This is a genomic window from Actinoplanes missouriensis 431, from assembly GCF_000284295.1.
Lineage (GTDB): Bacteria > Actinomycetota > Actinomycetes > Mycobacteriales > Micromonosporaceae > Actinoplanes > Actinoplanes missouriensis.
The window spans coordinates 2,097,385-2,122,454 of sequence record NC_017093.1 but is presented as its reverse complement, the minus strand read 5'-3'; the positions used below and the strand labels follow the sequence as shown (position 1 = coordinate 2,122,454).

Annotated in this window: 24 protein-coding genes; 13 read left to right on the top strand and 11 right to left on the bottom strand. The window is 71.6% G+C overall.

Going from position 1 to position 25,070, the window contains the following annotated elements:
- The first annotated feature begins 48 nt into the window (after positions 1–48).
- Both AMIS_RS43305 and AMIS_RS40350 read left to right on the top strand, forming a co-directional pair.
- Complete coding sequence (locus AMIS_RS43305; protein ID WP_014442053.1) at positions 49–1,857, top strand: hypothetical protein; 1,809 nt, start codon at positions 49–51, stop codon at positions 1,855–1,857.
- Positions 1,858–1,944: 87 nt separating this feature from the next.
- Positions 1,945–3,798: a S8 family serine peptidase gene (locus tag AMIS_RS40350; protein ID WP_014442052.1), complete on the top strand. Its 1,854-nt coding sequence runs from the start codon at positions 1,945–1,947 to the stop codon at positions 3,796–3,798.
- Positions 3,799–3,882: 84 nt separating this feature from the next.
- Here AMIS_RS40350 and AMIS_RS44600 read toward each other — a convergent pair whose 3' ends face one another.
- On the bottom strand, positions 3,883–5,742 hold the full coding sequence (locus AMIS_RS44600) for an AfsR/SARP family transcriptional regulator (RefSeq protein ID WP_041830666.1): 1,860 nt from the start codon (positions 5,740–5,742) through the stop codon (positions 3,883–3,885).
- A 170-nt stretch (positions 5,743–5,912) separates the two neighbouring features.
- The gene (locus tag AMIS_RS09700; RefSeq protein WP_014442050.1) at positions 5,913–6,314 is read right to left on the bottom strand and encodes a RidA family protein; all 402 of its coding nucleotides are present in this window, start codon (positions 6,312–6,314) and stop codon (positions 5,913–5,915) included.
- A gap of 61 nt (positions 6,315–6,375) precedes the next feature.
- On the opposite strand from AMIS_RS09700, the gene AMIS_RS09695 reads away from it, so the two are divergent.
- A complete protein-coding gene (locus AMIS_RS09695; RefSeq protein WP_051041887.1) occupies positions 6,376–7,416 on the top strand; it encodes a helix-turn-helix transcriptional regulator in 1,041 nt (346 codons plus the stop codon).
- Here the strand turns inward: AMIS_RS09695 and AMIS_RS09690 are convergent.
- Positions 7,351–8,571 carry a cytochrome P450 gene (locus tag AMIS_RS09690; RefSeq protein WP_041830664.1) on the bottom strand — a complete coding sequence of 407 codons (1,221 nt, stop codon included), beginning with the start codon at positions 8,569–8,571 and terminating at the stop codon, positions 7,351–7,353. The two genes, AMIS_RS09695 and AMIS_RS09690, sit on opposite strands and share 66 nt — an antisense overlap.
- A gap of 94 nt (positions 8,572–8,665) precedes the next feature.
- Between AMIS_RS09690 and AMIS_RS09685 the strand changes: the two genes are divergently transcribed.
- Positions 8,666–9,772 (top strand): steroid 3-ketoacyl-CoA thiolase, encoded by a 1,107-nt coding sequence (locus tag AMIS_RS09685; RefSeq protein WP_041830663.1) that lies wholly within the window; start codon positions 8,666–8,668, stop codon positions 9,770–9,772.
- A gap of 25 nt (positions 9,773–9,797) precedes the next feature.
- Complete coding sequence (locus AMIS_RS42390; protein ID WP_014442046.1) at positions 9,798–9,950, top strand: hypothetical protein; 153 nt, start codon at positions 9,798–9,800, stop codon at positions 9,948–9,950.
- Here the strand turns inward: AMIS_RS42390 and AMIS_RS09680 are convergent.
- From AMIS_RS09680 to AMIS_RS09670, 3 genes are all read right to left on the bottom strand, one after another.
- Complete coding sequence (locus AMIS_RS09680; protein ID WP_014442045.1) at positions 9,935–10,963, bottom strand: DUF3068 domain-containing protein; 1,029 nt, start codon at positions 10,961–10,963, stop codon at positions 9,935–9,937. The genes AMIS_RS42390 and AMIS_RS09680 overlap by 16 nt on opposite strands.
- A gap of 61 nt (positions 10,964–11,024) precedes the next feature.
- Complete coding sequence (locus AMIS_RS09675; protein ID WP_041830662.1) at positions 11,025–11,822, bottom strand: SDR family oxidoreductase; 798 nt, start codon at positions 11,820–11,822, stop codon at positions 11,025–11,027.
- 26 nt (positions 11,823–11,848) lie between these two features.
- A complete protein-coding gene (locus tag AMIS_RS09670; protein WP_014442043.1) occupies positions 11,849–12,994 on the bottom strand; it encodes an acyl-CoA dehydrogenase family protein in 1,146 nt (381 codons plus the stop codon).
- A 74-nt stretch (positions 12,995–13,068) separates the two neighbouring features.
- Between AMIS_RS09670 and AMIS_RS09665 the strand changes: the two genes are divergently transcribed.
- The 5 genes from AMIS_RS09665 to AMIS_RS09645 are packed head-to-tail and all read left to right on the top strand — an operon-like array spanning position 13,069 to position 18,497.
- Positions 13,069–14,571 (top strand): FadD3 family acyl-CoA ligase, encoded by a 1,503-nt coding sequence (locus AMIS_RS09665; RefSeq protein WP_014442042.1) that lies wholly within the window; start codon positions 13,069–13,071, stop codon positions 14,569–14,571.
- Positions 14,568–15,398, top strand: a complete 831-nt coding sequence (locus AMIS_RS09660; protein ID WP_014442041.1) for an enoyl-CoA hydratase — start codon at positions 14,568–14,570, stop codon at positions 15,396–15,398. Before AMIS_RS09665 ends, AMIS_RS09660 begins: the two co-directional genes overlap by 4 nt.
- Positions 15,395–16,507: an acyl-CoA dehydrogenase family protein gene (locus AMIS_RS09655; RefSeq protein ID WP_014442040.1), complete on the top strand. Its 1,113-nt coding sequence runs from the start codon at positions 15,395–15,397 to the stop codon at positions 16,505–16,507. The genes AMIS_RS09660 and AMIS_RS09655 overlap by 4 nt, the downstream gene beginning before the upstream one ends.
- Positions 16,504–17,532 carry an acyl-CoA dehydrogenase family protein gene (locus AMIS_RS09650; protein WP_014442039.1) on the top strand — a complete coding sequence of 343 codons (1,029 nt, stop codon included), beginning with the start codon at positions 16,504–16,506 and terminating at the stop codon, positions 17,530–17,532. The genes AMIS_RS09655 and AMIS_RS09650 overlap by 4 nt, the downstream gene beginning before the upstream one ends.
- Positions 17,529–18,497: an acyl-CoA dehydrogenase family protein gene (locus tag AMIS_RS09645; protein WP_014442038.1), complete on the top strand. Its 969-nt coding sequence runs from the start codon at positions 17,529–17,531 to the stop codon at positions 18,495–18,497. The genes AMIS_RS09650 and AMIS_RS09645 overlap by 4 nt, the downstream gene beginning before the upstream one ends.
- A gap of 2 nt (positions 18,498–18,499) precedes the next feature.
- Here the strand turns inward: AMIS_RS09645 and AMIS_RS09640 are convergent, their stop codons facing one another.
- From AMIS_RS09640 to hsaA, 5 genes are all read right to left on the bottom strand, one after another.
- Positions 18,500–19,096: a Uma2 family endonuclease gene (locus AMIS_RS09640; RefSeq protein WP_014442037.1), complete on the bottom strand. Its 597-nt coding sequence runs from the start codon at positions 19,094–19,096 to the stop codon at positions 18,500–18,502.
- Between the two features lie 63 nt (positions 19,097–19,159).
- Positions 19,160–19,705 (bottom strand): 3-hydroxy-9,10-secoandrosta-1,3,5(10)-triene-9,17-dione monooxygenase reductase subunit, encoded by a 546-nt coding sequence (gene hsaB, locus AMIS_RS09635; protein ID WP_014442036.1) that lies wholly within the window; start codon positions 19,703–19,705, stop codon positions 19,160–19,162.
- A complete protein-coding gene (hsaC, locus tag AMIS_RS09630) occupies positions 19,702–20,595 on the bottom strand; it encodes an iron-dependent extradiol dioxygenase HsaC (RefSeq protein ID WP_014442035.1) in 894 nt (297 codons plus the stop codon). The genes hsaB and hsaC overlap by 4 nt, the downstream gene beginning before the upstream one ends.
- Entirely contained in the window at positions 20,592–21,404 is an 813-nt protein-coding gene (gene hsaD / locus AMIS_RS09625) for a 4,5:9,10-diseco-3-hydroxy-5,9,17-trioxoandrosta-1(10),2-diene-4-oate hydrolase (protein WP_014442034.1), read from the bottom strand. Before hsaD ends, hsaC begins: the two co-directional genes overlap by 4 nt.
- 1 nt (position 21,405) lies before the next feature.
- On the bottom strand, positions 21,406–22,572 hold the full coding sequence (gene hsaA, locus AMIS_RS09620; protein ID WP_014442033.1) for a 3-hydroxy-9,10-secoandrosta-1,3,5(10)-triene-9,17-dione monooxygenase oxygenase subunit: 1,167 nt from the start codon (positions 22,570–22,572) through the stop codon (positions 21,406–21,408).
- A gap of 92 nt (positions 22,573–22,664) precedes the next feature.
- On the opposite strand from hsaA, the gene AMIS_RS09615 reads away from it, so the two are divergent.
- Genes AMIS_RS09615 through AMIS_RS09605 form a run of 3 tightly spaced genes read left to right on the top strand, consistent with a single transcriptional unit; the run spans position 22,665 to position 24,942 of the window.
- Positions 22,665–23,783 carry a Rieske 2Fe-2S domain-containing protein gene (locus AMIS_RS09615; protein WP_014442032.1) on the top strand — a complete coding sequence of 373 codons (1,119 nt, stop codon included), beginning with the start codon at positions 22,665–22,667 and terminating at the stop codon, positions 23,781–23,783.
- Positions 23,780–24,031, top strand: a complete 252-nt coding sequence (locus tag AMIS_RS09610; protein WP_014442031.1) for a hypothetical protein — start codon at positions 23,780–23,782, stop codon at positions 24,029–24,031. The genes AMIS_RS09615 and AMIS_RS09610 overlap by 4 nt, the downstream gene beginning before the upstream one ends.
- Positions 24,031–24,942, top strand: a complete 912-nt coding sequence (locus tag AMIS_RS09605) for a ferredoxin--NADP reductase (protein WP_014442030.1) — start codon at positions 24,031–24,033, stop codon at positions 24,940–24,942. Before AMIS_RS09610 ends, AMIS_RS09605 begins: the two co-directional genes overlap by 1 nt.
- Positions 24,943–25,070: the final 128 nt, after the last annotated feature.

The window sequence follows — 25,070 nt, the reverse complement described above, 5'->3', positions numbered from 1 at the left end:
CCTTTGGCGCCATTGTTCGGCGGTGTCCATTCTCGGTCAGGAGAAAGAATGACACCAACCCGACGGCTCATTCTGGCGGGCGGGCTCGCCGCGGCGGTGACCGCCGGCCTGGTCGCCACGGTGGCCAGCGCCGAAGCGGCGACCGTGTTCAGCGCCGACTTCGAGTCCGGCAGCACGTCCGGCTGGTCGAAATCGGGCGGCACGTGGTCGGTGATCAGCGACGGCTCGCGGGTGCTCCAGCAGAGCGACACGGGCAGCGAGCGGGCCCGCCAGTTCGCCGGGTCGACCGCCTGGACCAACTACGCGGTGCAGGCCCGGGTCAAGGCGACCGCGTTCGCGTCGAGCGCCGGCGTGGTGGCGCTGACCGCGCGGGCCGCCGGATCGACGAAGATGTACCGGCTGTCGCTGACCGGGTCCAACCAGGTGCGCCTGGAGACCATGAACGGCAGCGCAGTGACGGTGCTGGGCTCGCTCGCCCAGAGCATCTCGACGAGCACGTTCTACACGCTGCGGCTGTCGGTCACCGGCAGCACGGTCAGCGGCTCGGTCAACGGGACGAGCGTGGGCTCGGTCTCCGACAGCACGATCGCGGCGGGCCGGATCGGGCTGCTCACCGAGCACGCGGCCGGCCGGTTCGACGACATCGTGGTGGACGACGCGACGGGGACGCCGCCCTCCTCCCCCACGCCGTCGTCACCCACGCCCTCGTCCGCGTCCCCGTCGCCGTCGGTGTCCTCGTCACCGCCGCCCACGTCACCGCCGCCGTCACCGTCGGGCGCGCTCTACGTCGCCCCGAACGGGACCGACGGCGCGGCCGGGACGGTCACCAGCCCCACCACGTTGACCTCGGCGATCGGCCGGATCGCGGCGGGCGGCACGATCTACCTGCGGGGCGGGACCTACGCGTACGCGCAGACGGTCACCATCCCGGCCGGGAACAACGGCACGCCGGGCGCGCTCAAGACGCTCACCGCGTACCCCGGGGAAGTGCCGATCCTGAATTTCGCCGCGCAGAGCGAGGACCCGGCGAACCGCGGGCTCGCCGTGAACGGCAACTACTGGCACGTCCAGCGGATCGTCGTCGAGCGGGCCGGCGACAACGGCATCTTCGTCGGCGGCAGCAACAACATCTTCGAGCGCACGATCACCCGCTTCAACCGGGACACCGGCCTGCAGCTGTCCCGGATGCTGTCGACCACCCCGAACAGCCAGTGGCCCGCGAACAACCTGGTGCTCAGCGCCGAGTCGCACGACAACGCCGACTCCGACGGTGAGGACGCGGACGGTTTCGCCGCGAAGCTGACCGTCGGCTCGGGCAACGTCTTCCGGTACGCGGTGTCGCACAACAACATCGACGACGGCTGGGACCTCTACACGAAAACGGACACCGGCCCGATCGGCGTGGTCACCATCGAGGACTCGCTGGCCTACGACAACGGCACGCTGAGCAACGGCGGGCAGGCCGGCAACGGCGACCGGAACGGGTACAAGCTCGGCGGCGAGGACATCGGGGTCAACCACGTGGTGCGCCGCAGCATCGCCTACCAGAACGGCAAGCACGGGTTCACCTACAACAGCAACCCGGGCTCGATGACGATCTCGAACAACCTGAGCGTCGACAACGCCCAGCGCAACTTCAACTTCGACGCCGGCAGCTCGGTGTTCCGCAACAACACGTCCTGCCGCAGCGGCAGCGGGACGAACGACCGGATCATCGGGAACTCGGACGGCTCGAACCAGTTCTGGTCCGGGACGAACGGGTCGCGGTGCTCGGCGTACACGGGGGCGCTCGCCTGGTCCTACGCGGGCGACGGCACCCTGGTCGTGACCATCGGCGGCAACCGGGTCACGCTGTAAGAAAGAACCGAACCGCCAGGTCCGGCGACGCGTTCCCCGCGCATAGGATCTCGACGATCCACAATCGACGACTCGGGGGACTGCAGATTGGGAACCTTCACGCACCGCATCACGGCGGGGCTGGTGCTGCCGGCCGCGCTGGTCGCCACGGCGATCGGCGCGCCGGCAGCACACGCCGCGGCCGGTGACGGCGACGGCATCGCGGCGCGCAAGCGGGCCGCGGCAGCCGGCACGATTCCGCTCCCGGACGCTGCGGCGACCGCCCGGCGGCACGCCCCGGCTCCGGCCGGCTCCACCGTGGACCTGATCGTCGGGCTGACCGGCGACGCCGTCAGCGCGAAAAAGGTCGGCGGGTTCAGCGCGCGGAGCAACACCGCGCTCGCCCGGATCGGCGTGCGTACCGTCAGCGTGCCGAGGGCGGAGGCCGCCGAGGCCGCCGCCAAGCTGCGAACCACACCCGGCGTCGCGTACGTCGAGGAGGATGCGACCGTCACGGCGGACGCGGTCACGCCGAACGACCCGCAGTATCCGAGGCAGACCGACCTGCGGCAGATCGGCGTGCCGGACGCGTGGAGCAGCACCACCGGCTCCGGCATCACGGTGGCGGTGATCGACAGTGGCGTCACGCCGTTCGACGATCTCTCCGGCCGGGTTCTGTCCGGCTATGACTTCGTCAACGGCGACGACGAGCCGATCGACGACGACGGCCACGGCACCGCTGTCGCGTCGCTGATCGCCGGCCGGGGCAACGACGGGCAGGGCATGGCCGGCCTCTGCTGGTCCTGCAGCATCCTGCCGGTCAAGGTGCTGGACCACAGAGGCGACGGCTTGCAGAGCACCGTCGCGTCCGGTGTGATCTACGCGGCCGACCTGGGGGCGAAGATCATCAACATGTCGCTCGGTGGTCCCGGCGACGTCCGGGCCCTGCGCGACGCCGTGGCGTACGCGCAGCGCAAGGGTGCCCTGGTGGTCGCGTCGGCGGGCAACGATGCGGTCTCCACGCCGCAGTACCCGGCTGCCTACCCCGGCGTGCTGAGCATCGGCGGCACGGCCCCGGACGGCGAGTGGGCGCTGTACGAGACCGAGGAAGGCGAGATCGTCGGCTCCAACTTCGGTGCCGGCTGGGTGGACGTCGCGGCGCCGTTCTGCACCTGGGCGGCCGAACTGTCCGGGCTGAGCACCGCGGATCCCGCCGACGACTACGACGATTTCTGCGGCACGTCGGCGTCCGCCCCGCTGGTCGCCGGTGTGCTCGCGCTGGAGAAGTCGAAGCACCCGAGGGCCAGCAACGCGGCGCTGACCTACAGCCTGACCCGCACCGCGCGGCAGAGCGTGCAGTACAAGTTCACCCAGTTCGGCGAGATCCGCGCCGGACGGGCCGTGGCGAGCGTCGACACGGCCGCCCCGCGGATCACCGGCGCCGCCCCCGCGCAGAACAAGCGGTTCCGCGGCGCGGTCACGGTCACCGCGACCGGGGTGTCGGACAGCGGGACGGGCCTGTCGCACGCGCTGCTCTACGCCAACGGCAGGTATGTGGGCCGGGACAACACGGCGCCGTACGCGCTGCGTTACAGCAGCGGCACGTTCAACGGCAACGTCAACCTGCAGTGGCGGGTGTACGACAAGGCCGGCAACTACGGCGTCTACAACCGGCGGATCATCGCCGACAACAAGGCGCCGGCCGCGAAGATCACCAGTGCGCCGAAGAACGGCAAGAAGGTCAAGGGCACGGTGACCCTCAAGGCCGCGGCCAGCGACGCGAGCGGCGTCGCCCGGGTCGAGCTGATCATCAACGGCAAGGTGGTCGCGAAGGACTACAAGGCCGGCTACGCCTTCAAGATCAAGGTCAAGAAGTACGGCAAGAAGCTCAAGGTGCAGGTCCGCGCCGTCGACAAGGTGGGCAACACCAGGACGACGGCCGCGCGTACCTGGAAGCGCTGAGTCAGCACTGAGAAAGGCCCGCTCCGTGACCGGGGCGGGCCTTTCTCATGCCCCTCTCTTCGCGCGACGACCGGCACCGCGCCGTCAGTCTCTCCGGAGGGCGTCGTCCAGCGCAGCGATCTGATCCGACACCGGGCCGAGCGTGAGGACGCCGCTCGCCGCGCCGGCCCATTCGGCGGATGCCGGGAGCAGGGCCTCCCGGGCTCGCGCCATCGCCGGCACGTCGGCGGCGGCGATCGCGGCCCGGGCGTACAGGCACCACAGCGCTTCGGCGAGCAGGTCGGCCGGCGGGTCCGGAATGCCGGCCGGCCCGGTGCTGCGGGGGTCGAGGACGAGCCGCGCCCACGGCTCGTACGGCCCCCGGCGTGCGTCGCCGGCCGGGTCGTGCGGTGACGTCAGGGGCAGTCCGCGCCGCAGTCGCGTGCCGAGCAACACCAGCGGGAGCAGCCCGTCCCGCATTCCCGGCATCCCGGCCCGATCCAGCCGGGCCGCCGCAGCCCGGTAGGCCGGCTCCGGGTCCGGGGTCTCCTCCGCCACGTCCGCGCGCAGTGCCCGGTACCACTCGGTGAAGACCCCGGCCAGCGGCAACTCGTGACGCTGCGCCAACCGGTCCGCGGCGTCCGCGTGCCGGTCCGCGGCGTCGAACGCCACCACCGCGCAGCCCGCCTGCATCCGGATCAGGTGACCGAGCACCTCCGCGGTGACCAGCCCGTGCCTGCTCGCCAGCGCGACGAGTTCGGCGCCGACGGCGTCCCGGCGGGCCGCTCCCCCGGTCCGCCGGAAGCTCTGCATGAACACCCCGTTCAGCGCGAACGCCAGCAACGCGGGATCGTCGAGTCCCCGGGCCATCCGCTCGGCCTGCCGGGCACAGTCAAGCGGACGCGGATCGTGCGTGCCCCGCGACTCCACCGCGATCGTCGCGAGCAGCCGGGTCCGGGCCGGCTCGTGCCCGGCCCGCGGCAGGACGGCCAGGGCCCGCTCCGCCGCCGCGACCGCCGCTGCGCGCTGCTCACGGGCGATCTCCAGGCCGCCGGGGCCGGTGACCGCGAGATTGCGCAGCAACCCCACCGCGGATTCGAGCCGCACCCGCGATCCGCCGGACAGCACCCGGTCGTAGGCCGAGGCGGCCCGCGCCCAGACGGCCTCCGCCGTCCCCTCCCCGCCGCCCGTCGGCGAGGACGGCGGGTCGAGGGCCGGATCCTGCTGGAGGATCGCGGTCTCCAAGGTTCGCAGCGCCGCGCCCGGATCCACCCCGAGCTGGCCGGCCAGCAGCTCACGGGCCCGCCGCAGCACCGCGAGCGCGTCGCCCTGCCGGCCCGCCCGGTACAGCGCCAGGGCCAGCAGCCGCCACCCGTTCTCCCGCCACGGATGTGCGGTGACGTGCTCGTCCAGGTCCGGCACGGCCTCGGCGGCGCGGCCCAGATCGAGCCGGGCCTGGGCGCGGCGTTCGACCGCCTGCAGACGGAGCTCGGTCAGCCGGGAACGGTCGGCGCGGGGCCACGCGGCGTCCGGGAAGTCGGCGTACGCCGGACCCCGCCACCACGACAGCGCCTCGTCGAGAGCACCGAGGGCGACGCCGGGCGCCATCGTCGCAGCCGCGGTCACCACCTGCTCGAACCGCCAGGCGTCCACGTCGCCGGGGTCGGCGAGCAACGCGTACCCCTGGCCCCGGGTGACCAGAAGAACCGGCGGGGTGCGCGGCAATCGGCCGGGCTCGACGGCCCGGCGCAGGGCGGCGACGAAGGTGCGCACCGCGGCCACCGGACCGTCCGGAGGCACCACCCAGAGATCGTCGACGAGGGAGCTGACCGGGACCACCCGGCGTCGCGCCACCAGCAGCCGGCCCAGCACGGCGCGGTGCATCGGGCCTTTCAGGGCGATCGGCTCGCCCCGCGCGTCCTCGGCGGTCACCGGGCCCAGCACACCGAATCGGATCCGCCCCACCACGATCACGCTACCGCGCCGCTCGGCTCGGGATGCCGTGTCGTGCTGCTGCACGGCTTCCCGAGCTGAGGTGGCGTCACGTCGCCGCCGGCCTGGCCGGGGAGATCCGCGCCCTGCTGACCCGCTGACGCGGGGCCGCTCACGCCGGAGCCGCCCGGCCGGGGCCGCTGTCAGTCGACGGCGGTGGCCTCCAGCTCGACCAGCTGGCCGGGGATCGCCAGCCGGGTCACCCCGAGCATCGTGGTGGCCGGCGCGACCCCGGCCGCGGCCAGCCGCCCGGCGAGGACCCCGTAGTGCGGGAACAACCCGTCGACGTCGGTGGTGTAGACGGTGAGCCGGACCAGGTTGGCCAGGGACATCCCGGCCTCGCCGAGCACGGCCTCCAGGTTGCCGAGGCTCAGCGCCAGCTGCGCTGCCATGTCGCCGTCGTGCTGGGGCTTGCCGTCGTCGCTCATCGCGGTCTGCCCCGAGCAGTAGAGGGTGCGGGTCTGCCCGGAGACCAGCTCGCCCTGGTGGAAGCCCAGCTCGATCGACCAGGGCCACGGGTTGATCGCCGTACGTTTCACTGTCATGCCGTTCAGGCTGCCGGGAAAACACGACATCCTCTGTCAGGTATCCCGATAGAGTTCGCCGATGCGCGCCGATCGACTGGTCTCGCTGGTTCTGCTGTTGCGCCGCCGTGGCCGGATGACCGCTGACGCGCTGGCCCGCGAGCTGGAGGTGTCGGCCCGTACCGTGCTGCGCGACATCGAGGCGCTCTCGGCCGCCGGCGTCCCGGTCTACGCCGAGCGCGGGCGGCACGGCGGGTTCGGGCTGCTGCCCGGCTTCCGGACCGAGCTCACCGGGCTCAGCCACGACGAGGCGCTCGCCCTGCTGGCCAGTGGTTCGGCGGGCGGCGAACGGGTGTTCGGCCTCGGATCGGCGCACGCCTCGGCGATGCGCAAGGTGATCGACGCGCTGCCGGACAGTCAGCGGGACGCCGCACAGCGCTTCCTCGTCGAACCGGAGACCGACCTGCTCTCCCGCCGCCGGGTCGTCGAGGAGGTGCCGGGCGCCGCCATGGCCGAGGTGCGGCGCGCGGTGCTGGCCGGCAACCGGCTGCGCCTCCACTACGCGGCCGCCGGGCGGCCCGCACGGTGGCGGACGGTCGATCCGATCGGGCTGGTCACCGTCCGGGACCGCGGATATCTGCTGGCCACCCGGGCGGGCGAGGACCGCACCTACCGGCTGTCCCGGGTGCTGGCCGCCGAGGCTCTGGGCGAGCCGGCACAGCGGCCGGACCGGGTCGACCTGGATCGGATGTGGCGGGATCGCTGCGCCGCGTTCCTGTCCGGCGACCACATCGCGGTGCTGGTCCGGGTGCGGCAGGCGCGCCGGGAGGAGTTGCTGACCACGGCGGTGGCGGTCCGCGCCGAGGAGCCCGGCGCTGGCGGCCGGCTGCGGCTGGAGGTGACCTATCAGGACATCCGGCATGCCGTGTGGGCGCTGTGGCAGCTCGGCACGGACGCGGAGGTCCTGGATCCCCCGTCGCTGCGCGCGGCCCTGCACGACCGTGCCGCAGCGATGGCAAGGCTCTACTCAGCGGTACCGGACTCAACGGTGCCGGACTCAGCGGTACCGGACCGGCAGATGCTTGATGCCGTTGATCCAGCCGGACCGCAGCCGGGCCGGTGAGCCGGCGAGCGTGATGCCCGGCATCTGGTCGGCGATCGCGTTGAAGATGAGGTCGATCTCCAGGCGGGCCAGGTTCGCGCCGAGGCAGAAGTGCGCGCCGCTGCCACCGAAACCGAGGTGCGGGTTGGGGCTGCGGGTGATGTCGAAGGTGTGCGGGTCGGTGAAGACGTTCTCGTCGTAGTTCGCCGAGCCGTAGAACATCGCGACCCGCTGGCCCGCGCGGATCGACTGGCCGTTCAGCACGGTGTCGTGTTTGGCGGTGCGCTGGAAGGCGTTGATCGGGCTGCCCCAGCGGACCACCTCGTCGACGGCGGTCCGCGGGCGGGTCGAGCGGTAGAGCTCCCACTGCTCCGGATGCTCCATGAACGCCAGCATGCCGTGGGAGATCGCGTTACGGGTGGTCTCGTTGCCGGCCACCGCGAGCATCAGCACGAAGAAGCCGAACTCGTCGCTGGAGAGATGCTCGCCGCCGATCTCCGCGTTGACGAGCGTCGTCACGATGTCGTCGCGGGGGCAGGTCTTGCGGTCCTCGGCCATCGTCATCGCGTAGCCGAGCAGGGACGTGGCCGGCTCGATCGGGTCGGAGCCGTCGCTGAACTCCGGGTCGTCCTGCCCGATCATCGCGTTGGACCAGTTGAAGACGTCGTGCCGGTCCTCCTGCGGCACCCCGAGCAGTTCGGCGATCGCCTGCAGCGGCAGCTCGCAGGCGATCTCGTTGACGAAGTCGCCGGCGTCCGCGGCGGAGCTGACGATCTGCGCGGCCCGCTCCTGCAGGGCGGCACGCAGGCTGGTGACGGCTCGCGGCGTGAACCCGCGGGACACGATGGCGCGGTGCTGGGTGTGCTGCGGCGGGTCCATGTTCAGCAGGATGTAGCGCTGCATCTCCAGCCGGTCCTGCGTCATGTCCGCGCCGAACCGGACGATCGCGGTCTTCTCCCGGCTGGAGAACGTGTCGCTGTCCCGGGACACGGTCATCACGTCGGCATGCCGGGTCACGGCCCAGTAACCGTCGTCGTCGAACCCGGCGCTCCCCCGCTCCTGCGGCACCCAGCAGACCGGCGCGTGCGCGCGGGCGTCGGCGAACTCCTCCTGCGGGATGCCGTGGACGTAGACGTCCGGGTCGGTGAAGTCGATTCTGGTGCGCGGCTCGGCCATCATGCCTCCAGCAACAGGTTCTACCGATTCAAACACGAGGCGCGTACCGGATGGTAGGTTCCAGACGAGAACACGTTCTATGGCGGAGGTCAACGTGGGCGTACCGGTGATCGTCGATGCCGTTCGCACGCCGATCGGCCGCCGGGGCGGCTGGCTGGCCGGGGTGCACCCGGCCGAGTTGCTGGGCGCGGTGCAGAAAGAGCTCGTCGACCGGAACACCACGACGGCGGAGCAGGTCATCGGCGGCTGCGTCACTCAGGGCGGCGAGCAGTCGAACAACATCACCCGCACCGCGTGGCTGCACGCCGGGCTGCCGCACGACACGGGCTGCACCACGATCGACGCCCAGTGCGGCTCCGCCCAGCAGGCCGCCCACCTCGTCGCCGGCCTGATCGCCGCCGACGCGATCACCGTCGGGATGGCCTGCGGCGTGGAGTCGATGAGCCGGGTGCCGCTGGGCGCCAACCGCGGCGACGCCGGCTCGCCGCGCCCGGAGAGCTGGGACGTCGACCTGCCCAATCAGTACGTGGCGGCCGAGCGGATCGCCGACCGCCGCGGGCTGACCCGGGCGGACCTGGACCGGTTCGGCGTGCTGTCACAGGCGAACGCGGCCCGCGCCTGGGCCGAGGGCCGGTTCGACCGCGAGGTGATCCCGGTCGCCGGCGTCGAGCGTGACCAGGGCCTGCGGGAGACCACGATGGAGGGTCTGAGCGGGCTCAGGCCGGTGCTTCCGGACGGCCGGCACACGGCGGGCACCAGCTCGCAGATCTCGGACGGCGCGGCAGCCGTCCTGCTCATGGACGCCGATCGCGCCCGTGAGCTGGGTCTCCGGCCGAGGGCGCGGATCGTCGCGCAGTGCCTGGTCGGCGCAGAGCCCTATTACCACTTGGACGGGCCGGTCGCCGCCACCGAGCGGGTCCTGTCCCGGGCCGGGATGAAGATCGACGACGTCGACCTGTTCGAGGTGAACGAGGCGTTCGCCAGCGTGGTGCTCTCCTGGCTCGCGGCGCACCGCGCGGACGAGGCCCGGGTCAACGTCAACGGCGGCGCGATCGCGCTGGGCCATCCGGTCGGCAGCACCGGCGCCCGGCTGATCACCACCGCCCTGCACGAACTGGAACGTTCGGGGGGTCGTACCGCTCTGATCACGATGTGCGCGGGCGGCGCGATGTCCACGGCGAGCATTCTCGAACGGCTGTGACGCAGAGCAGGATGAGGAGAGTCGAATGTTGGTGAATCTGCTGGTGGCCACGGCGGCCGCCGTCATTCTCGCGGTGGTCGGGGTGACCGCGGTCGTCGCCGCGGTCAACCCGAGTGCCGGCGAGGTCGCGTCCCGGATCGACCCGCTGGCGCCGCCGGACTTCTACGGGGTCCGCTGAGCCGGGGCCGGTTCCGGTTCCGCCGCGTGCGCCGGGGTCCGCCTGCCGGTCCCCGGCGCGCCGCGTGTCAGCAGGAAGCCGCCGATCATCAGTGCCAGCCCGATCAGCACCAGGATGATCGGAACCCAGAAACCCAGGAGCATCAATTGGGTACGGCCACCGGCCGCCTGATCGTGCAGGGCGGCGAGCGTGTCCTGGTCGTACTGCAGGTCCGCGTCGAAGATGACGATCGGCGCGCCGCTGTCCGGCACGAGCTCCCGGTGCTGCTGCTCGCGGTACCCGACGATCGCGCCGGTCTTCGGCTCCACCCAGAGCGTGCGGGCCGCCCGGTAGTTGACGGTCCCGGTGGTGGCCCCCGGCGCGAGGAACGCCATCAACCCGGCCAGCGACGTCGGGTCCATGTCCACCGCCTGCTGCGGGATCTGCTGCTCGAACCGGTACGTCGGCAGGCCGTTGAAGTTCTCCTCCGCCGTGTACTCCATCGGCAGCGCCCGGTGCAGCGCCGAGTCCCAGTACTGGTACGTCTTCTTCTCCGTCCCGAACGGGAAGAGGTAGAGCTGGCCCTCGAAGTCGACGTTGCCGGCCAGGCAGGCGACGCCCGGGTTCTCACTGTGGCACTGGCCCTCCCAGTCGACCGCCGCCCCGGACCTCCGGTCGAGCGCGACCCGGCTCTCCGCGCGGTTGATCGCCTCGCCCGTGTCGGCCCGGTCGGTCGCGTGGAACACATTCCAGATCAGGGTCTCGTCGGCGAGGTCGCCGGTGAGATCGGCGGCCGCCCGGAAGTCCGGCGTGATCCCGGTCCGTGACCGCAGGCCGGCCTGCTCCACGGTGACCTGACCGTCCTTCGCCTGAGCGAAGGTGGCGCTGTCATCGGCCACCACCACGTCCGGTGGGATCAGGTCGAGGGGAACCTTCTTCTGCGAGGGGACGATGATCCAGGCGAGGCCGCCGGCCAGGAGCAGGCAGAGAACCCCGAGTCCGAAGAGTGTCACACCGGTGAGTCGCCGCGTCATCGCGTCCTCCCTGGAAGTAGAACGCGTTACAATCTACTGCTCCGTAACTTAAAGCGGAACCCTACGGATGCTGGCTGCTCACCGAGATGACCTCGCCGGTGAGGTACGACGCGTAGTCACTGGCCAGAAAGGCCACCACGGTCGCCACCTCCCAAGGCAGCGCGGCCCGCCCGAACGCCTCCCGCCCGGCCAGCTCGTCCAGCTCGGGGCGGCTCATCACGCGCTCCAGGAACGGATGCTCGGCCAGGCTCGGCGCCACCGCGTTGACCCGGATCCCGTGCGCCGCCGCCTCCAGCGCCGCGCACCTGGTGAACGCCATCACCCCGGCCTTGGCCGCCGCGTAGTGCGCCTGCCCGGCCTGCGCCCGCCAGCCGAGCACCGACGCGTTGTTGACGATCGCGCCACCGGTCCCCTGCTCGATCATCCGGCGCAGCGCGGCCCGGGTGCAGCGGAACGTGCCGGTGAGCGTCACGTCGAGGACCCGCGCCCACTCCTCGTCGGCCATCTCGGCGACCGGCCGGTTGCCGCCCAGCCCGGCGTTGTTGACCAGCACGTCGATCCGCCCGAACCGCCCGGCCGCCGCGTCGATCAGCTCGCGCACCGCGGCCTCGTCGGTGACGTCGCAGGGCACCTGCCACACCCGCCCCGGACGGCTCCGGTCGTACCGCTCGAAGGCCTCGCCGAGGCGGCGCTCGTGACTGTCGCTCAGCACCACGCGGGCGCCCTCGTCGAGGCAACGCTCGGCGACGGCCGACCCGATTCCGGCGCCGGCGGCCGCCGTGACGACCACGACCTTGCCCTCCAGAAGACCGCGCCCGGCCGGACGCTCCGGGTGCCCGCGCCCGGCCGGAGGCTCCAGGCCGCCGCGCCCGGCGGCGGCCCGTGTCACCGGCGGTCTCCGCGTGGCAGGCCGAGCACCCGCTCGGCCACGATCCCGCGCTGGATCTCGTTGGATCCGCCGTAGATGGTGTCGGCCCGGCTGAACAGGAACAACCGCTGCCAGCGCTCGGTGTCGGCGACCGGCGCCCCGCACGCCAGCACCTCCATCGCCAGCTCGCCGAGGCCCTGCCGCCACCGGGTCCAGAGCAGTTTCACCACCGACGGATTCGCCTGCGGCGGCGTGTCCAGCGACAGCGTGCGCAGCGTGTGCGACCGCAGCACGGTGAGGTCGACGGACGCCCGCGCGAGCCGGGAGCGCAGGTGCGGATCGGCCGCCGCGCCGTTGCCGCGGGCGAGCGCGACCAGATCGTCCAGGTCACGCTGGAAGCCGATCTGCTGGCCGACGGTGGCCGCCCCGCGCTCGTAGGCCAGGGTCGCCATCGCCACCTTCCACCCCTCGCCGGGCCGGCCCACGACCAGGTCACGGGAGGTGCGGGCGTCGTCGAAGAACACCTCGTTGAACTCGCTGTCGCCGGTGAGCTGCCGGATCGGGCGGACCGTCACGCCCGGCTGCCGCATCGGCACGAGCAGGTAGGACAGACCGCGATGCCGGGGACCGCCCTGGTCCGGCGGGGACGTCCGGGCCAGCACGAAACACCAGTCGGCCACGTGCGCCAGCGACGTCCACACCTTCTGCCCGGTGAGCACCCACGTGTCGCCGTCGAGCCGGGCCCGCGTGGTGACACCGGCCAGGTCGGAACCGGCGCCGGGCTCGGAGTAACCCTGGCACCAGAGCTCGTCGACCGATGCCAGCGCGGGCAGGAACCGGCGCTGCTGCTCCGGCGAGCCCAGCTCCATCAGGGTCGGCCCGACCATGGTGGTGCCGATGTGGTCGACCCGGCTCGGCGCGCCGCTCCGCGCGTACTCCTCATGGAAGATCACCTGTTGGGCGAGCGACGCGCCGCGCCCGCCGTGCCCCACCGGCCAGGCCAACGTGGTCCAGCCGGCCGCGGCGAGCCGCCGGGCGAACGCGAGGCGCTGCGGGAACGCCTCGTTCTCCCGGCCGGGTCCGCCCACGCCGCGCACCTCGTCGGTGAGGTTGTCGGCGAGCCACTCCCTGATCTCACGACGGAACGCCTCGTCGCCGGCCACTGGCGTCACCTCCCGGAGCGCGCGTAGTCTTCACACCCTAGGCGACCAAGCACTTGCTTGGTAAGGGAGGCCGGATGGACGACACCATCCCGGCGGCGTTGGACCGGGCGGCGCGCGATTTCCGGACGGCTCCGGCGCTCGCCGACGCGGACGCCGGCCGGTGGACCTTCGCGGAGCTGCGCGACGAGGCGCTCACCGTGGCCCGCGCGTTCGCCGCCTCCGGGATCGAGGCCGGCGACCGGGTGGCGATCTGGGCGCCGAACACCGCGCACTGGGTGCTCGCCGCCCTCGGCGCGAGCTGCGCGGGCGCGACGCTGGTGCCGGTCAACACGCGGTACACGGCGGTCGAGGCCGCGGACGTGCTGCACCGCAGCGATGCCCGGGCGCTGATCGTCTCCGGCCCGTTCCTGGGCGCCGACCGGCTCGCCGACCTGCGGGCGACGGGCGTCGCGCTGCCGCCACTGGTGGTCACCCTGCCGGATTGGGCGAGCTTCCTGCGGCGCGCGCCGGGCGTCCCGCTCGCGGCCGCCGAGACAAGAGCAGCGGGGGTACGGCCGGACGACCTCAGTGACATCCTCTTCACCTCCGGCACGACCGGCCGCAGCAAGGGCGCCATGAGCGCACACCGCCAGGCCCTCGGGGTGGCATCCGCGTGGGCCGGCATCGCGGGTCTCACCAGCGACGACAACTATCTGGTGATCAACCCGTTCTTCCACAGTTTCGGCTGGAAGGCGGGGATCCTCGCCTGCCTGGTCACCGGCGCGACGATCGTGCCGCAGGCGGTCTTCGACGTGCCCCGCGCCTGCGAGCTGATCGCCCGGGAGCGGATCACCGTGCTGCCCGGCGCGCCCACCCTCTACATCGGCCTGCTCGACCACCCGTCGCGCGCCGGCCACGACCTGTCGAGCCTGCGGCTGGTCGTCACCGGCGCCGCCACGGTGCCGCCCGCGCTCATCACGCGGATCCGCACCGAGCTGGGCGCCGGGACGGTGCTCACGGCGTACGGGCTGACCGAGGCGGTGGTGGCGACGATGTGCCGGCCGGGTGACGACGACCGGACCGTGGCGACCACGTCGGGGCGGGCCGCGGCCGGGATGGAGGTGCGGATCGGCGACGAGGACGGCGAGATCCTGCTGCGCGGGCCGAACGTGATGCTCGGTTACCTCGACGACCCGGCGGCCACGGCCGAGGCGATCGACGCCGGCGGGTGGCTGCACACCGGGGACGTCGGGCGGCTCGACGACCGGGGCTACCTGACCATCACCGATCGGCTCAAGGACATGTACATCAGTGGCGGCTTCAACGTGTACCCGGCCGAGGTGGAACGGGTCCTCGCCGGGATGCCCGCGGTCGCCGAGACGGCCGTCGTGGGGGTGCCGGACGAGCGGCTCGGTGAGGTGGGGCGGGCCTACGTCGTACCCCGGCCGGGGTTTGATCTGCATCCGGCCGACGTGATCACTTTCTGCCGGAGCCGGCTCGCCGGGTACAAGGTGCCGCGGAGTGTGGAACTGCGGGCGGAACTGCCGCACAACGCTTCCGGCAAGGTTCTCAAATTCCAGTTACGGGAGGCGTCGTGACGGTTCTCTACGAGACGCGCGGTCCCATCGCATTGGTCACGATGAATCGTCCTCGATATCGGAACGCGCAGAACTCGGCGATGACCTACGCGCTCGACGACGCGTTCACCCGGGCCGTCGACGACGCGGATGTGGCGGTGATCGTGCTGGCCGGCGCGGGCGACCATTTCTCGGCCGGCCACGACATCGGCACTCCGGAACGCGACGCCGACACCGCGTTCCCGCGCCGCGCGGTGTCCTGGTGGGACCACACCGGCCGGACCGGCGCGGACCGGCGGTTCGCCCGGGAGATGGAGGTCTATCTGGGCATGTGCCGGCGCTGGCGGGAGATCCCCAAACCGTCGATCGCGATGGTGCAGGGCGCCTGCGTGGCGGGCGGGCTGATGCTGGCCTGGGTCTGCGACCTGATCGTGGCGGCCGAGGACGCGTTCTTCGCCGACCCGGTGCTGCGGATGGGGATCCCGGGGGTGGAGTACTTCGCGCACCCCTGGGCGCTCGGTCCCCGGATGGCTCGGGAGGCGCTCTTCACGGGTGATCGTTTCGGGGCACGGCGCGCCTACGAGGTCGGCATGGTCAACCGGGTGGTGCCGCGCGAGGAGCTCGAGGCGGAGACGTTCGCGCTGGCCGGGCGGATCGCCGAGATGCCGCCGTTCGGGCTGGCGCTGGCGAAACGGGCGATCAATCTCTGCGAGGACCAGATGGGGATGCGGGCCGGCATGGACGCGGTCTTCGGCCTGCACCACCTCGCCCACGCGCACAACGCGGAGACCAGCGACGACCCGCTCGCCGGAATGGACGCGGCGGCCATGAAAAAGGCCGCCCGGTGAACCTGGACCTGGATTCCGCGGCCGTCTCCTTCCGCGACGAGACCCGGGACTGGCTGACCCGTCACGTGCCGTCCGAGCCGTTGCCGAGCGTGGACATCCCGGAGGGCGCGGCGGCACACCGGGAATGGGAGAGGCTGCTTTTCGACGCCGGGCTGGCCGCGGTCTCCTGGCCTGTCGCGTATGGCGGGCGGGCCGCTCCACCGCTGCACGCGCTTCTGTTCGACGAGGAGTACCACGAGGCTTCCGCGCCGATCCGGATCGGTCAGAACGGACTTTTCCTGCTGGCGCCCACGCTGCTGGCGCACGGCACGCCGGAACAGTGCGCCCGGGTGCTGCCGCCGATGGCGCGTGGCGAGACGGTGTGGGCGCAGGCGTGGTCCGAGCCGGAGGCGGGCAGCGATCTCGCGGCGATCCGGTCCCGCGCGGTCCGGGTCGACGGCGGGTGGTCGGTGTCCGGGCAGAAGACGTGGAGCTCGCGGGCGGCCGTCGCGGATCGGGCGTTCGGGCTGTTCCGCAGCTCACCCGAGCCCCATCGCGGCCTTACCTACCTGATGGTCGACCTGCGGTCCCCCGGCGTCACGGTGCGGCCGATCCGGCAGCTGGACGGCCACTCCGGCTTCGCGGAGATCTTCCTGGACGACGTGTTCGTGCCGGACGCTGACGTGATCGGCGCGCCCGGGGACGGCTGGCGGGTGGCGATGAGCACCGCCGGTCACGAGCGGGGGCTCACCCTGCGTGGTCCAGGACGGTTCACGGCGGCCGCCGAGCGGCTCGTGCGGTTGTGGCAGGCGGAGGGTTCGGAGTGCGCCCTGCGGGACCGGGTGGCCGACTCGTGGATCGCGGCGCGGGCGTACCGGATGGGGGCCTATCTGTCCCTCGACCGGCCCCTGCCACCGAGCGCTACCAAGATCTTCTGGTCGGAGACCGACATCGCGCTGCACGAGACCGCGCTGGAGGTGCTCGGGCCGCGGGCCGAGGCGGATCCGGACTGGACGAGCGGGTACCTGTTCGCCCTGGCCGGCGCGATCTATGCCGGGACCAACGAGATCCAGCGCGACATCCTCGCGCAGCGGGTCCTCGGGCTCCCCCGGGACGCGGGTCCGCGATGAGGCTCGCGCCGTCGGCGGAGGAGGCCGCGTTCGCGGCGTCGCTGCATGAGGCGCTCGGTGCCGCGAGAGCGATGTCTGGGGCGGCGTCGGCGGCGCCTTTTGGAGCGCCTTCCGGGGCGCCTTCCGCGTGGTGGCGGCTCGGGGCCCTTGGCGTCACCGGGTTGGCCGTGCCGGAACGGTTCGGCGGGGCCGGCGCGCCCGCGAGCGCGCTCGTGGTGGCGGCCGAGGAACTGGGGCATCACGCCGTGCCGGGTCCGGTCGCCGCATCGATCGCCGCGGTGCCGGTGCTGCTGGCCGAGGGCGGCGACCTCGGCGCGAAATGGCTGCCGGAGCTGGCCGCGGGCCGGGTCGCCGCAGCCCTCACCGCGCCGCCGTGGCTGCCTCTCGAGCCGGACGCGGCGGCGGCGTGGATGCCGGAGGCCGCCGCTGCGGGGGCGGCCGGGATCGTGGTGCGTGTGGAACCCGGCGTGGTGCGGCTGGGGGCGGCGGACTCGGCCGGTGACGTCGTCGCCGAAGGGCCGGCGGTCGCGCCTCTCGTGGCGCGGGCACTGAATCTCGGCGCGCTGGTCTGTGCGGCGCAACTGCTCGGGCTGGGGCGGGCGATGCTGGAGGCGTCGGTCGCCTACGCGAAGGCGCGGGAGCAGTTCGGCGGGCCGATCGGGCGGTTCCAGGCCGTTCAGCACCGGCTGGCCGACGTGGCGGTGGGGCTGGAGTTCGCCCGGCCGCTGCTCTACGCGGCGGCCGCCGTATGCGAGGAGCCCAGTGCCGGGACCACGGCGGCCGCCGTCGTGGCGGAGCCCGGCATCGGGAACGCGGATCGGGACGTGTCGGCCGCGAAGGTCGCCTGCGGGGAGGCGGCCCATCGGGCGGCCCGGGCGGCGCTGCAGATCCACGGCGCGCTCGGCTACACCCGCGAGCACGGACTGGAACGGTGGCTGACCGCGACGCGCGTGCTGAGACTCGCGTGGGGGACCCCCGCGCAGCACCGGGAGCGAATCATGGCGGAACTGGCGAGGGAGACATGACCGAGGAACATGCGGCGTTGCGGGCGGCGGTCCGCGGGCTGCTCGCGGAGTACCCGGCACGGCGGACGATCGAGGGTGACGGCGGGTTCGACACCGCACTCTGGCATCGGCTCGGTAAGGAGATCGGTGTCGCCGGGCTGATGGTGCCACCGGAGTACGGCGGCGCCGGCGCGACGCTGCACGAGTCGATCATCGTGCTGGAGGAGCTGGGACGGGCGCTGACACCGGCGCCGATGCTCGGGGCGCTGCTCGGGACGCAGGCTCTCCTGGCGACAGGCAACGAGCAGGCGTGCGCCAGGTGGCTGCCCCCGATCTGCGCGGGCGACCTGATCGTGGCCGTGACCTGGGACGGCGTGCTGATCGACGCCTCGATCGCCGACATCCTGCTGGTGATCTCGGGTGATCGCCTCTACGCGGTGGACCCGGCGGCGGTGTCGTTGCGGACGACGGACTCGCTGGATCTGACCCGGCAGCTGAGCGAGATCACCCTAACCGACATTTCTGAAATATCGGAGATCGGCCCGGCGGAGCCTCTTCACGATCTCGCCTGCGTGGCCCTCAGCGCCGAACAGGTCGGAACCGCCGCCCGCGCCCTGGAACTGACCGTCGAGTACGCGAAGAACCGGGTCCAGTTCGGACGCCCGATCGGGGCGTTCCAGGCCCTGCAGCACCGGATGGCCGAGGCGCACGTCCGCGTCGAGGCCGCCCGCTCGGCCTGCTGGACCGCGGCCGACGCCCTGGTGACCGGCTCCCCGGACGCCGGCCGGCTCGCCGCCGTCGCGAAGGTGTGGTGCTCGGAGACGGTCCGCGCGGTCACCGCCGAGATGGTCCAGGTGCACGGCGGGATCGCCATCACCTGGGAGCACGACGCCCACCTCTACCTGCGCCGGGCCTGGTCCTCAGCCCAGCTCTTCGGCTCCCCCCAGCACCACCTCGACCGTCTGGCCGACGCCCTCCTGAGGTGAGATCAGCCGCGCAGCGGCCCTTTCTTATTGATCACGGTGAGGTCGATCTCGATCTCGAAGGGATATGCCAGGCTCAGACGATCGTGGAAGATTCCGACCGGAACATATTTGGCCGTGGTCGGATCGAGCTCGTAGGCGTAGACGACCATTCGGCCTGCGGCATCCTCCACACGCCAGAAATACTTGATGCCCGCCTCGGCATAAAGCGTCGGTTTCCTCCGGCGATCACGCTCTTCCGAGTCGGGTGAAACCACCTCGACGGCCAGCACCACCGCGTCCGCCGGGTACCACGTGGCGTCAAGATCGATCTCGGCGTCCGCATGCGCCACCAGCAGGTCCGGCTCCGGCCGCTGACGTGCGCCCAGCACCACGGACATCTCCCGGCTGACCACGAACCGGTCAGCCGGCGCAAGCCGGGTCAACGCGTTCTCCAGAAGGCGCAGGGCCATCATGTGAAAGCGTTTCTGCGGGCTCACGACCACAAGGCTTCCGTCGATGAGTTCGGTATGTGACGGGAGACCGGGAATCCGATCGAGATCATCAGCGAAATATCCCTCGTCGGGAGGTCGGTGCCATGTGTCGGCCAACTCGGCGCTCATGAACCTACCCTTTCCGGGAGGGCACTTCGGTCACCCGGAAGCTTACCCGAATTCCGATTCGCCTCAGATCCAGTCGTTGTGGCGGGGCCAGGACAGCAGGGTGTCGACCACCTCGGGTGGCTCGTGCGGGGAGACCGCCACCGTCGCCGTGTAACGGCCTCGGTGGAAGAGCAGCGGCGCGGCGTCCCGGCAGGCGCCCAGGGCCGTCACCTCGCCCACCACGATGTCGTGGTCGCCGCCCGGGTGCACCGCGTCGATCCGGCAGTCCGCCCAGGTCAGCGCCCCGGTCAGCAGCGGCGCGCCGGAGGGGGCCGGCTCCCAGGACAGCTCGGCGAAGCGGTCCGCGGCGGAGACGCCGAAGAGGCGGGACACGTCGCGCTGGTCGTGGGCGAGGACGTTGACGGCGAAGAAGCCCGCCTTCTGGATGCGCCGGCCCGTCACCGAGGCGGACCGGACGCAGAACAGGACCAGCGGCGGGTCCAGGGAGAGCGGCGCGAACGATTGGCAGGCGAACCCGGCGGCGCCCGCACCGTCGGCCGTCGTGACGACGGTGACGCCGGTGCAGAAGTGGCCGAAGACCCGGCGGAAGCGGCGTGAGTCGACCGTCAATGCCCGCCGCCGCCGGAGAAGCGGTGACCCCAGACGCTGTGCGCGGTGGTCTGCCGGGCCACCCAGGTACGGTCGTCGACGGTCAAGCCTCCGGTCCCGTACTCGATGTCGAAGCCACTCGGCGTGCGCACGTAGAACGAGATCATCCGGTCGTTGGCGTGCCGGCCCAGTGTCGAGATCATCGGCGCCTTGTGCTTGCCGCAGCGGTCGATCGCGCGCCCGACGTCGTCGATCGACTCCGTCTCGACCATCAGGTGGATCATGCCGCTCGGCGCCGGGATGGGCGCGAGGGCGACGCTGTGATGGCGCGGGCCGCAGCCGAGGAAGCGCATCCAGAGCGGGTCGCCACCGGGCGGCAGGCCGATCATCTCGGGGTGCAGCCGCATCGAGTCGCGCAGCCGGAACCCGAGCACCTCGGTGTAGAACCGCAGCACCGCCGCGTCGTCGGTGGCCGGCAGCACGACGTGGCCCATCCCCTGGTCGCCGGTGACGAACCGGGCCGGTCCGGAGTAGGGGCGGGCGTCCAGGGCGGCGCCGCAGAAGAACTCGAGCCGGTTCCCGGACGGGTCGTCGACGGTGACCGCTTCGGACACCCGGCGATCGGATAGATCATCGAGAGGCTTGACGGAGACCCCGGCGTTTTCCACGATCGCCACGAGCCGGGCGAGGGCGGCCGGATCGGCCACCTCCCAGCCGGACGACACCAGCCGGTCCCGGTCGCCCGGCGTCACCACGATGCGCGCCGGCAGGTCGTCCATCCGCAGGTAGACGGAGTCCTCGGCGGGACCGCGCCCCGCCGCCATGCCGAGCACCCTCGTGCCGAACTCCTGCCACGCGGACACGTCGGCGCTCTCCACCCGCAGGTAGCCGAGCGATCTGATCAGACTCACGGGGCCTCCCCGGAACCGGTAAGGAAGTCGATGGCCAGCCGGTGGAACTCGTCGGATTTCTCGAGATGCGCCCAGTGCCCGCAGCCGCCGAAGACGTGCAGCCGGGCGTTGCGCAGCAGCTTCAGCGCGACGAGCGCGCCGTCGAGCGGGTTGACCCGGTCCTCCCGGCCCCAGACCAGCAGCACCTCGTGCCGCAGCCGGTGCGCCTCCCGCCAGAGCAGCCCCTCCTCGAAGGTGGCCGGGTCCGCGAACGAGGCGCCCATCGACCGCATGGCGCTGAGCGCGGCCGGCGCGACGGCCGCCTGATAGCGCTGCTCGATCAGCTCCCGCGTGATCAGCGAGGGGTCGAAGACGAGCGTGCGCAGGAACGCGGCGATCCGCTCGCGGCTGGGATCGCGACCGAAAGCGCCCAGCCGTTTCACGCCCTCGGTGGGGTCGGCGGCGAAGACGTTGAGGCTCAGGCCGCCGGGACCCATCAGCAGCAGCCGCCGGGCCCGGCCGGGGAAGTTCAGGGCGAAGCGGACGGCCGTGCCGCCGCCGAGCGAGTTGCCGACCAGGTCGACCCGCTCGATGCCCAGCTTGTCCAGGAGCTCCGCCAGACCCTGGGCGGCGACCGTGAAGTATTGCCCGGTGATCGGCTCGTCGACCGAGCCGCCGTAACCCGGCTGGTCGACCGCCAGCACGTCGAAGTGCGGGGCGAGGGCTTCCACCGTACCGGTGAAATTGCTCTTGGCGGACGCGCCGGGACCGCCGCCGTGCAGAAGGACCACCGGGGGTCCCGACCCCGCTCGGTGAAAGGCCAGCGTCATCTCACACCATCGCGTCGTTGAGCGGCAGGCCGAACTCGCCGCGACCGAACATGGACAGCGCCCGCTCCGGGTCGTTGATCGCGTGCACCCGGCCGGCGTGGGCGTCGCGCCAGAACCGTTGGATCGGGGTGCCGACCGCGAGCGCGCGGCCGCCGGAGTTCTCGAAGAGGCGGTCGACGGCACGGATGGCGAGTTCGGTACCGCGTACCTGATCGCGCCTGATGCGCAAGCGCAACGGCATCGGAAGTCGCGTCCCGGCGGTGACCAGATCCATCAGCTCGCGCATGTTGTTCGCACACGCGAGCCAGGAGGAATCGATGTCGCTCGACGCCTCGGCGACCCGGACCTGGGAGTGCGGGTCCTCGGCGGCACGGACGCCGACATAGGACACGCGGACGCGCTCGCGGGTGTAGTCCACGTGCGCGCGGTAGGCGCCGGTCGCCATCCCGATCAGCGGGGTGGTGATCGCGTAGGAGAAGAGCGACGCGTAGGGGATCTTGTAGAGCGGGCCGGGGTTCTGCTCCTGGCCGGGGCAGCGGCAGCGTGAGGTGTCGTTGAAGCTCAGTGATCGATGCTCGGGGACGAACGCGTCGTCGACCACGATGTCGTTGCTGCCGGTGCCGCGCAGGCCGACCGTGTGCCAGACGTCCTCGATCGTGTAGTCGCTGATCGGCAGCAGGAACGTGCGGAAATCGGCGGGCGTGCCGTCGTCGCGGGGCGGGACGATGCCGCCGAGCAGCACCCAGGTCGCGTGATCACAACCGGACGAGAAGCTCCACCGGCCGCTCACCCGGAAGCCACCCTCGACCGCCGTGATCTTGCCGGTCGGCGCGTAGGAGGACGACATCCGGACGCTGGGATCCTGCCCCCAGACGTCCTGCTGCGCCCGGTCCGGGAAGAGGCCGAGCTGCCAGTTGTGCACCCCGATCACCGAGGCGACCCAGCCGGTCGAGCCGCACGCGGAGGCGATCTCGCGGATCGCGGTGAGGAAGGTGAGCGGGTGCGCCTCGAAGCCGTCGAAACGGGACGGTTGCAGGAGGCGGAACAGACCGGTCTCGGCGAGCGATTTCACGATCTCCGGATCGAGGGCGCGACGGTCCTCGGTCTCCTGCGCTCGCTCCCGCAGAACCGGTAACAGTTCACGCACTCCGTCGAGGACCGCGTCCATGAGATCCCTCCAGGTGTTTGGCTCTATTCCGGCGCGACGCCTATAGTAGAACACGTTCTACCTACCCGACCAGATCTCCGGAGGTCGACGGCATGCAACCTCGCTTGATCGACGCGGGAAGCGCTCCGGCCCGGTTCGCGCGCGGCTGGCACTGCCTGGGCCTGGCCGAGGGGTTCCGCGACGGGCAGCCGCACGCGATCGAGGCGTTCGGCACGAAACTCGTGGTCTTCGCCGACTCGTCCGGCACGCTGAACGTGCTCGACGGTTACTGCCGGCACATGGGCGGCGACCTCACGATGGGGACGATCAAGGGCGACACCATCGCCTGCCCGTTCCACGACTGGCGGTGGCGCGGCGACGGACGCTGCGACGCGGTCCCCTACGCGCACCGGGTCCCGCTGCGCGCCCGGACCCGATCGTGGACCACCTGCGAACAGAACCGGCAGCTCTTCGTCTGGAACGATCCGCAGGGCAATCCGCCGCCGCCCGAGGTGGCGATTCCGCGCATCGAGGGCGCCTTCTCCGACGAGTGGAGCACGTGGACCTGGGACTCGGTGCGGATCGACGGCGCGAACTGCCGCGAGGTCATCGACAACGTGGTCGACATGGCGCACTTCTTCTACATCCACTTCGCCTTTCCGACATTCTTCAAGAACGTCATGGAGGGCCACGTGGCGGCGCAGTTCCTGAACACCCGGCCGCGGCCCGACGTGCCGACCTCGGCCAGCCAGTCGGGAGAGTCCACGCTGCGGTCCGAGGCCGCCTACTACGGCCCGTCCTACATGATCGACTATCTCTACAACACCTGGCACGGCATCGAGGTCGAATCGGTGCTGATCAACTGCCATTACCCGGTCACGCCGACGTCGTTCGTGCTGCAGTGGGGCGTCATCATGAAAAGCCTGCCCGGCCTCACCACCGAGCAGGCCGCGAAAGCCGCCGCCAAATTCTCCAAGAGCATCGGGGTCGGTTTCCTGCAGGACGTGGAGATCTGGCAGAACAAGACGCGGATCGACAATCCCCTGCTCTGCGCGGAGGACGGGCCGGTCTATCAGTTACGCCGGTGGTACGAGCAGTTCTACGTCGACGTCGAGGACATCACCGACGACATGACGGCGCGCTACGAATTCGAGGTGGACACCACCCGGGCCGTCGAGACGTGGGAGGCCGAGGTGGCCGCCAATCAGGCCCGGGCCGCGCAGGCCTCATGAGCGCCCTTTCCGAGCGGGATTCCTACCTGGCGGGCGGGCTCTCCGAGATCGCCTGTGATCGATGCGATGCTATCGTCCGGGCCGGCAAACGGAGCGCGATGCAGACAAGCGTGCAATGGCCCGGGAGCGGCTGCGCCTTCCTGAGCGACATCGCCGGCGAGCGGCCGACCGCGCTCGTGCCGACATGCCCCGATCTGCGGGACACCATCGAACAGGCGGTGCGGGACGGGCGGATCGAGGTGAATTGATGCGGTTGCCGGTTCGCAACGTCGTCCGGGAAACGGTCGATGCCGTTTCCGTGGAGTTCGACGCGTCGTTCGCTTATCTACCCGGGCAGTATCTGACGGTCCGGACACCCGTCGGGTCACGGTGTTACTCGCTGGCCACCTCGCCCCTCTCCGGAGAAAAGCCGAAGATCGTGGTCAAACGGGTGCGCGGCGGGGCGGTGTCGAACTGGATCTGCGACCACGTGCGCCCCGGTGACCAGCTGGAATGCGCCGGACCGGCCGGCACGTTCACCCCGGCGTCCCTCGACGACAACCTGCTCCTGCTCGCCGGCGGCTCCGGAATCACCCCGATCATGGGCATCATCCTGGCCCTGCGCGGCGACGCCGCCCTGATCTACGCGAACCGCGACGCCGACGCGATCATCTTCCGGAACGAGCTGGACGGCCTGCTCCCGGTCACCCATTGGCTCGACAACGAACGCGGCCTTCCCACCGCCGACGGATTGGCGGCACTCATCTCCGGCTACCGCGATCGCGAGGCGTTCGTCTGCGGCCCCGAACCATTCGTCGCGGTCGCCGAGAAAGCGCTGCAAACCGCCGGCTTCCCCGACTCCCGGATCCGCGTCGAACGTTTCGAACTCGACGCGGTCTCCACCATCGACGCCACCGCGGAGGTCTCCATCGACGGCCGGACCCACGTCATCGCGTGGCCCGCCGGGAAACGACTCCTCGACGTCATCATCGACGCCGGGCTCAATCCGCCGTACTCCTGCCGGCAGGGCCAATGCGGCGCCTGCGCGGTCCGTATGACGAGCGGCGAGGTCGATCTGCTCAACAACGAGATCCTCGAGGAGGAGGATTTCGCGGAGGGCTACATCCTGGCGTGCCAGGCGATTCCGCGGACGAACTCCATCTCCATAACCTATTTCTGAGGGTACGGGGTTTCGCCGTCCCCGGAAGCATGCGAACCCGTCCCCTGAGGGGCCGCGCGGGCCGGGTGCGGGGGCGGGGCCGTTCGGCGGCTTTCGCTACGGGTGCCCGCTCGCGCTGCGGTCGTCCG